Genomic DNA, 7671 nt, shown 5'->3' with positions numbered 1-7671 from the left:
AGAAGAAGTAATAGATAAAGCGTTCGGCGTATTTGTCAGGATGAACTACGAGAAAGCAAGCATCATCACGCTTGCCAAAGCCTGCGGGGTGACAAAAACGGGTATCGTTTATTATTTTCCGCACAAGTTGGATTTATTCATGGCTGTGGCGGACAAATACGTGTTGCAAATGCACGAACCGGAAAACAAGTTTGCCGCTCCTGCCGATACGTTGACGGAGTTCATCGGGCAATACGTGGCGGGAGTAGCCGCTTCCATGAAAAGGATTGTTGAACTGATTGGCGATAATTGCAGCCCGCATGATTGTAGTCCTAACTTCTACTACTTTCATTTCCTGTCACAAGTGCGCATGTACTATCCGGGTATCAGGCAGAAAATTGAGAAAATCTACCGACAAGACTATGACCTATGGGAGAAAGTCATACAGAAGGCAAAAGAAAGCGGGGAAATCAGGAGCAACACGGACGTGAAGAAAACGGCTATCTTGTTCCGGCAAATGTTTTTAGGACTGTCATACGAACAAGCATTTCTGAACGGTCTGAACGTGGACGAACTGGCAGAAAATTTTCGCCATATCTATTCGCTGCTTAAAGCCTGATACTCTTTTGTTTTTTTAACCTCTATTATTTTTGAACAGATGTTCAAAAAGTGATATTTTTATCTTATCTTTGGAGCGAAGCAAAATTCAGCGACATGGATAAGGTTCAGAAACAGAGAGGAAGCATCGTTCTGTACAAGGAAGAAAGAAACGGTGCGGACTACATACGGATAGAGTATGTAAACAGTCAGGCTGTCGCCCTGCTGCTCGCCCAAGATACGGACGTGGAAAAGACAGGCAATAGTTCTGCCTACATACCTGCCACCGCTTTTAAACTGCCGGATTTCTATGACCGCTATTCGCCCCACGCCTATATTGATTACAGCCGGGTTTACGTGCGGCATCCCAAACCTAAAAGGGAATACATACTGCCGAGAGGCTACCTCGAACTGCTGGAACAGAAGCGGTACAGCCTTTCCACCATAAAAGCCTATAAAATCTATTTCAGCGACTTCATGGAATACCACAAGGGGCAAGACCTTGACCTGCTGACGGTCGAGGACATAAACAGCTATATGCTCCACATGGTAAAGGAAAAGCACATATCCGCCACCCAGCAGAACATGCGCATCAACGCTATCAAGTTCTATTACGAGAAAGTCCGGAAAGGCAAGCGGCAATATTATGGCGGGATAGCCCGTGCAAAAGAGTACAAGGCATTGCCCGAAGTATTAAGCCGGGAAGAAATGAAAAGCATCTTTGCACAGTTATCCAATCGGAAACACAGGTGCATGATTTCTCTTATTTACTCTGCCGGACTACGCCGAAGCGAACTTCTGAACCTGACACCCCAAGACATCATCAGCGAACGGATGCTAATCAGGATTGCCGGAAAAGGCAAGAAGTGCAGGTATTCCCTACTGTCGGAAAAGCTGCTCAACGAACTAAGGGCTTACTACCGGGAATACAGACCGCAAAAATGGCTTTTTGAGGGCGAACAGGCAGGCGAACAATACTCGCCCAGCGCATTGGTTAAGATATTGAAAGAAGCGGCAAGGAAAGCCGGAATAAAGCATCGGGTACACCTGCACATGCTCCGGCACACGTTCGCCACCCACCTGCTGGAACAAGGGACAGACCTAAGAACCATACAGGAACTTATGGGACATACCGATATAAAAACAACGGCAATTTATCTGCACGTATCGAACGCCTATAAAGCAAAAATCCCCAATCCGCTGGATTGTTTGGATGATGATTAGACAATGATTTAATAGTGAATAGGAACTACACCATAAGGTGCGTTTATCGAAAAATTAGCAAAAACAGAAAGTCTATGAACAAAGATTACCTTAAAAATGATAGAACGATGATAAAAGAACTTACTTCTTTTCCCAAGCGGGCACGTACCATCAACTGGGAAGACGGCAAACTGATTTTTGATGGCGATAACGTGATGCTCATGCCCGAGCTATCTGTGGAGGTGATGCAACAGATTGGCGCTTATCCTGCTTTGGTGGGATTTCATGTCAAGCATTACCCTTTGACGGACGAACAGATTCAACCGCTGGCAGGTGCCAAGAAAATGGTCAATGTAGGGATCGAATATGCGGAGCTTACCGACGCATGCTTTGCGGTATTTGCCACCATGCCCACTTTGGAGTATCTGCTCTTGGCAGGAAATTCTGCAATTACGGGAAAGGGGTTGTCCATGATGCAGGCAAGTAAGGTGGCTCTGTTGGACTTGAGTGCCACGTCGCTGGACGATGAGGGGTTGCATCGGGCTGCTCAGCTTCCTAAGCTGAATCATTTGCATGTTCGACAAACTCAGATCACTTATGAAGGGGTGCTTGGCATTGCTTTCAATAAACGCCTTTCCTTGCGTCCTGGCGACCTCTTTACCCAGGAGCAGATGGAGCTGTTCGCCTCGTTGCAACGAAGCCAGGCGAAGAAGAAGTTGGAGGTGGACGCTGATGCGGTTCATCAGGCGGAACAGGTGCTGTATGCTTTCTTTGCCGCCATGACTCAATGGGAGAAATATACCGACCAGACAGATTTTGATGCGCCGGATGTGCGACCGAAGTTGCAGCAGATCTGGCAGCAGTATGTATCCGAGAAGCCACGGATGGGGTATCGGCCGCTCGCTTTGTCGCTTTCTCCAGAGGGGACGTATGCCACCTTCCGCCTGGTTGATGCCGAACAGGTTTCCCGCAACAAACTTTACATCTATGCGCAGGATGAAAGAATCAATCTCGACTATCGTTTCTGTATGAAACGTGTGGGGGAAGCATGGAAAATCGATGCAGTACAGATGCGGACAGACGGGTGGAGGCGTTGTGGATTGTAAAAAGAGGAACTTGAACGAAATTGCATTCGGGAATGATATTTTCAATTTCGGATAATAAACGGTATTTTATTCATAGACCTAACCCAATATTAGAATGGGTATAATATTTTGCTAACAAACCGGGATAACGCTTACAGCGTTCCCCGCTAAACCATTAATGGTAATAAGGTATATGATAGACTATTTATATTATAGGTTTTATAGATTATGGCTTCATTCTTCTGTATCGGAAGGAGCCACATTTTTGGCAATGCTTTTGTTTTCGGTCATGTTAAGTACAAATGTATTAACCGCATGGGGTATATTAACCCAATACGGAATCATTGATTATCCGTCCGATACTCAATACTATATCATTGAAGGCAGTTTAATAGCATTGCTGTGTGGCAGATTTTTCTTCAAGAAAAGGTACAGAAGAATTATAACCAAGTATGAGGATGAAAACTCTGTGCAACGTAAAGTTGGAGTGTGGGCACTTACTGTATATATAGTGGCAACCTTTACTTGCTTTTTCATAGAGGCATTGCACAGACAGGGAAAAATATAATTTACCATTAACGAAGCAGGATAACGGACAAGCCGTTCCCTGCTGAACCATTAGCAATAAAATTTGAAATATGGATAAAGACGAGATAATATCAAAATTAGGATGGTTTACTCAAATGAAGTCTATACCACCCTTAACTGATAAATTCAAAACAGAGCAAATTATCTTTTTTGAAAATATCATCCATTTCTTACAAGATAATGGATTGACAACTAAAGAAATACTAAAAAAAGGAGAAAAGCCTACAGATAATACTGAAATAAAAATTGGAGATTTAACGGAAGAGGGATTAAAGTTTTATCTGTATGGCATTAGAAAATGGCGACAAAAATACGATAGAGCAAAAGACGGGATTAAAGCAATCAATGACTTTGCTTTTATTGAAAAGAAATTAAAAGAATTTAGAAGTAAAAATATTGCTAACAAAGCGTGATAACGCCTAACAGCGTTCCCCGCTTAGCCATTATGAACAATTAGAGTACACGATATGAGAAATGAAATTTTACAGTTGAAAGATTTAGGTCGTATGCCTAATGAAAGTATCAATGATTCTGATAGCATTGATGAGTTGATAAATGCTTATGATACTTTATTAGAACAAATACAATTCCCCATATCATTTGATGAAGCTATGGTGTTGGTACAAATCTTCCCTGAAAATGCTTTTTATGATTTGCAGTGGAGCTTACTAAGACTTGTAGAGTCCGTTTGTGTTGATGATGATAGGTATATTCAATTAATAAACTCTTGCCCAAGTCAAGAATGGCGGGACACTCTAAATGCTCGCTATGCAAATTATAAAAAGGCACAAGAGGTAAAGTAAGTTCATAACAAGCCGGGATAACGGACTAACGCCGTTCCCCGTCCAGCCATTAATGGTAATTAAGTATGATAGATTATTTATTTTTCAAATTTTATAGGCTATGGAAATACAGTTCTTATTCCGAAATAGCGGTTTATGCAGCTTTGTTAATTCTCGCTGTATTTCTGAATTGTAATATTCACACAATATGGGGAGTATTGGAACAATATAAAATATTGCCTTATCCAACGCGAACAATGTATAATGTGTCTTTAGGGCTGATATTCATTCTTTTATGTATTCGTTTCTGCTGGAAAAGAAGGTATAAAGCTGTCATAGAGAAGTTTAATGAAAAGCCTAATAAGAATAATCTATTGATACTTATATTATACATTTTCCTTTCGTTGTTTCTCTTTGTTTTAGAGGCTTTTTATAGTAAAGGGAAAATATAAATATACCATTAACAACGCAGGATAACGGCAAGCCGTTCCCTGCTGAACCATTAATAACAATAGTGCGAAACATGAAAATTATAAAAATAATATTGTATTACTTACTATTGGTAAGTACGCTTTATGCAGGTGTCAGTATTATAAGTCCCTTATACGGAACAGGGTGGCATTTTTCGCTTGCATCTATGTATTGGGCTGTCTTTTCAGTGCTATTTATCGGAAGCGATTTGTGGCTACATCATAAAATATCACGCCTAATCGCCTTATCTATATTGGCACTTGCCTACTTAATGAGTTTTGAATATTATTTGTTTTGTGATGAATATAGATCCGTGGTTCATCAAGGTTCAAGCGGAAAGATTTTTTTAGCAGACATAGGCAAATTTCATAAGTATTGGTTTTATCAAGGTTTACTGGTTGCCTATCTGCTTTTGACAATTGGAGTTTCGCATCTATTGAGAAGGAAAAAGTTATTAACAAATCGGGATAACGCTTAACAGCGTTCCCCGCTTAGCCATTACCAATAATATAGAACAGATATGGAAACAGAACTAAAAGAAACTATACAGAATTTATTGCTTCAATTCATGCAGAATATGCACGAGTGGGAAGTAATGTGTAATGATATTGCAAAGCAGAGTAAACTTTCATTTGAAGAACAGTTTAACAAGCAAAAAGAATTGGTATCAAAAATCTTTTTGACTTACTGCACTTCTCGTGAACGCAAGTATGGCAGACCTACTACTATATCTTATGGCAATGAAGGGTCGTATGAATATGATGTTAATGAAGAGAAAATTACCGATATTGTAGAAGAAGGGAAAAATAGAATTGCTGTTCACACATATAGGGAAGTGCCTTTACGACAAAAGAAGCAATATATATTCTTGTATTCAAAAGGCAAATGGCTTTTAGACTCTAAGAAAAGATATTCTGTATTGAAGCAAAAATGGTTATCTGATTCCCTCTAAATAATAATTGGTAACAAGCCAAGTTAGCTGCTGAACGCAGCTCCTTGTCAAACCATTATTGCTAACTTAATTAAGGAAGTATGGAATTTACATTAAATATAGTATATGGTGGAGAACTTAATGCATCTAAAGCCTTAAGTCCCTTTGTGCGCAATATGAGGAAAATTATAAAAGATACATTTACTTCATTTGAAAATGAAGCTGTTACCATGTTTAAGGTAACATTATTTTTTGATGGTGATATTTCATCCTATTATAACGGAACAGGAATATATCAACCAAGATATTACAATGTTAAAAAAGAATATGTGGTTAGTTTTTGCATTGACAGGACACAATGGACTGGGAATAAGGAAAAAGATTTAAACTATTTCATTTTTACAATAACAAGTTTGATGATTAAAAATGGAGATTTGATTTTGAATAAATTGGCTAAATATAAGTACGCATTTGATATTAATTCATACAAGCATTGTGTTGATATTTGCAGCAAAAAGATGAATGATATAGTGAATGAAATATAGCAATAACAAGCACCTGTTCCGCCTAACGGCGGCAAGCTGCAACCCATTAACATCAAAAAGCAGTGTACCATAATGGAAACAAGAGATAAACTTTTTACAGAAGAACAGTATTTGAAGCAACTGAAAATGTATGATGAAGATATTAGTTATTATGAACAAATGCATCTTTCAGGAAAACATATAGGTTACGATTCTTTGTTCAATTATAGGCTTCGTTATTTATTAGTACAGTATTCTATGGGACAGGATATTGATAAGCTGAAAAACAATTATGTGAAAGCCCTCAAAACAATGCCGAGATTTTGGACGGACAACGGATTTTATATTGAAATGTTGTGGCTTCTGTCAATAGGCATTATGTTGGATTACGAAGACGACCTTATACATGGTCTGGTGCAACTGATAAAAGACAGAGAAGCTAAAGACTATATTTATGATACATTGATTAGATACAGATTTCCTGATTGGGAAAGGACAACAAACCAAGTATTATATCCGTCACCCTATCGAATTGCTATCACTGTTACAGAGTTGGCTGAACAAGACAAAGCAGAAGCGGTGAAACGATTGGAAAAATACCTCAAAAAAGAATGGTATCGAGGACATTCTGATTTATCTTGGCATGACGACCATAAATATGGTATCAACCATGACGGTTATTGGTGTTTTGAAAGCGGTGCATTGGTCAAGGTCTTGGGGCTGGATGATAGCAGCCTGAAAGGGTTGCCCTACTATCCATACGACATGGTACACTGGAATGACAATATTAAATGAAGAAAAGGTATGAGTTACTCTGTTTGTGCATATTTGACAGAAGCCGATAAGGTAAAGTCTGTTTATGGAACTTGTGATAATCAGCTTATAAACCAATTAAAGGTTGCGTTGAAGCAGGAACTTGACACTCTGAACGATTATTTCAGCGATAGCCTGAACACGGATAAAGATGCTTATGCAGCGTTGGCAGATATAGTGAACGGAGAAATCCGTTATCCCGAAATTGCTTTCATGTACGGGTATGTATATGAAAAGATTTGCAACCATTATGGAACGCAAATCTACTGTGCGGAAAACCTTTGGCAATTGGATAGCCAAAGTACATTCATCCCTATTCCATTGAGCAGTGATTTTCCCTATATCATCAGCATACCCGTTTCAGATTTGGAGAGCAAGCGGACGGAATACACCTCACTACAAGAGGGTAACGGTATCGGAGATTATGATTACGAGCAGGAAATGGACGACTTGAATTTCATTTTCGATGAAGCCGTTGAAGCGCAAAAAGACCTTGTTATTATGGTGTATTGATATGGTACACTGGAATGAGAATAAAATATGATGTTAACGAAGCAGGATAACGGACAAGCCGTTCCCTGCTAAACCATTATCAGTAATTAAATAGTGTAACATTATGAATATATATGAAATTGGACAAGACTTTGATAATTACAAGTTCTTTGTATTCAAGGAAGAAGATAAATCAAATAAAGATG

10 protein-coding genes are annotated in these 7671 nt (G+C 39.2%); all 10 read left to right on the top strand.

Annotated features, from left to right (window positions below; translation table 11 throughout):
• Nucleotides 1-598: TetR/AcrR family transcriptional regulator (locus tag BACCOP_RS15160; protein ID WP_007570687.1), on the top strand; the 598-nt coding region annotated here is incomplete at its 5' end.
• A 95-nt stretch (nt 599-693) separates the two neighbouring features.
• Nucleotides 694-1800, top strand: a complete 1107-nt coding sequence (locus tag BACCOP_RS15155) for a tyrosine-type recombinase/integrase (RefSeq protein ID WP_007480249.1) — start codon at nt 694-696, stop codon at nt 1798-1800.
• A gap of 74 nt (nt 1801-1874) precedes the next feature.
• Nucleotides 1875-2885, top strand: coding sequence for an NTF2 fold immunity protein (locus tag BACCOP_RS15150; protein WP_007570685.1), 1011 nt, complete (start codon nt 1875-1877; stop codon nt 2883-2885).
• A gap of 617 nt (nt 2886-3502) precedes the next feature.
• Complete coding sequence (locus BACCOP_RS15140; protein ID WP_004328536.1) at nt 3503-3865, top strand: hypothetical protein; 363 nt, start codon at nt 3503-3505, stop codon at nt 3863-3865.
• Nucleotides 3866-3919: 54 nt separating this feature from the next.
• On the top strand, nt 3920-4255 hold the full coding sequence (locus BACCOP_RS15135; RefSeq protein ID WP_007570681.1) for a hypothetical protein: 336 nt from the start codon (nt 3920-3922) through the stop codon (nt 4253-4255).
• Between the two features lie 502 nt (nt 4256-4757).
• A complete protein-coding gene (locus tag BACCOP_RS15130; protein WP_007570671.1) occupies nt 4758-5183 on the top strand; it encodes a hypothetical protein in 426 nt (141 codons plus the stop codon).
• 42 nt (nt 5184-5225) lie between these two features.
• On the top strand, nt 5226-5657 hold the full coding sequence (locus BACCOP_RS15125; RefSeq protein WP_004320608.1) for an NTF2 fold immunity protein: 432 nt from the start codon (nt 5226-5228) through the stop codon (nt 5655-5657).
• Nucleotides 5658-5737: 80 nt separating this feature from the next.
• Nucleotides 5738-6181, top strand: a complete 444-nt coding sequence (locus tag BACCOP_RS15120; RefSeq protein WP_005787127.1) for an Imm12 family immunity protein — start codon at nt 5738-5740, stop codon at nt 6179-6181.
• 72 nt (nt 6182-6253) lie between these two features.
• A complete protein-coding gene (locus BACCOP_RS15115; protein ID WP_007480240.1) occupies nt 6254-6955 on the top strand; it encodes a PoNe immunity protein domain-containing protein in 702 nt (233 codons plus the stop codon).
• Between the two features lie 9 nt (nt 6956-6964).
• Nucleotides 6965-7486, top strand: a complete 522-nt coding sequence (locus BACCOP_RS15110; protein WP_007480238.1) for a DUF7691 family protein — start codon at nt 6965-6967, stop codon at nt 7484-7486.
• Nucleotides 7487-7671: the final 185 nt, after the last annotated feature.

The organism is Phocaeicola coprocola DSM 17136 (genome assembly GCF_000154845.1).
GTDB lineage: Bacteria > Bacteroidota > Bacteroidia > Bacteroidales > Bacteroidaceae > Phocaeicola > Phocaeicola coprocola.
Note: the sequence above shows the minus strand (reverse complement) of the source record. Positions and strands in the feature narration are given on the sequence as shown.

Coding starts and splice junctions, on each gene's coding strand:
- BACCOP_RS15155 (WP_007480249.1), top strand. CDS start 694: ATGGATAAGGTTCAGAAACAGAGAGGAAGCATCGTTCTGTACAAGGAA.
- BACCOP_RS15150 (WP_007570685.1), top strand. CDS start 1,875: ATGAACAAAGATTACCTTAAAAATGATAGAACGATGATAAAAGAACTT.
- BACCOP_RS15140 (WP_004328536.1), top strand. CDS start 3,503: ATGGATAAAGACGAGATAATATCAAAATTAGGATGGTTTACTCAAATG.
- BACCOP_RS15135 (WP_007570681.1), top strand. CDS start 3,920: ATGAGAAATGAAATTTTACAGTTGAAAGATTTAGGTCGTATGCCTAAT.
- BACCOP_RS15130 (WP_007570671.1), top strand. CDS start 4,758: ATGAAAATTATAAAAATAATATTGTATTACTTACTATTGGTAAGTACG.
- BACCOP_RS15125 (WP_004320608.1), top strand. CDS start 5,226: ATGGAAACAGAACTAAAAGAAACTATACAGAATTTATTGCTTCAATTC.
- BACCOP_RS15120 (WP_005787127.1), top strand. CDS start 5,738: ATGGAATTTACATTAAATATAGTATATGGTGGAGAACTTAATGCATCT.
- BACCOP_RS15115 (WP_007480240.1), top strand. CDS start 6,254: ATGGAAACAAGAGATAAACTTTTTACAGAAGAACAGTATTTGAAGCAA.
- BACCOP_RS15110 (WP_007480238.1), top strand. CDS start 6,965: ATGAGTTACTCTGTTTGTGCATATTTGACAGAAGCCGATAAGGTAAAG.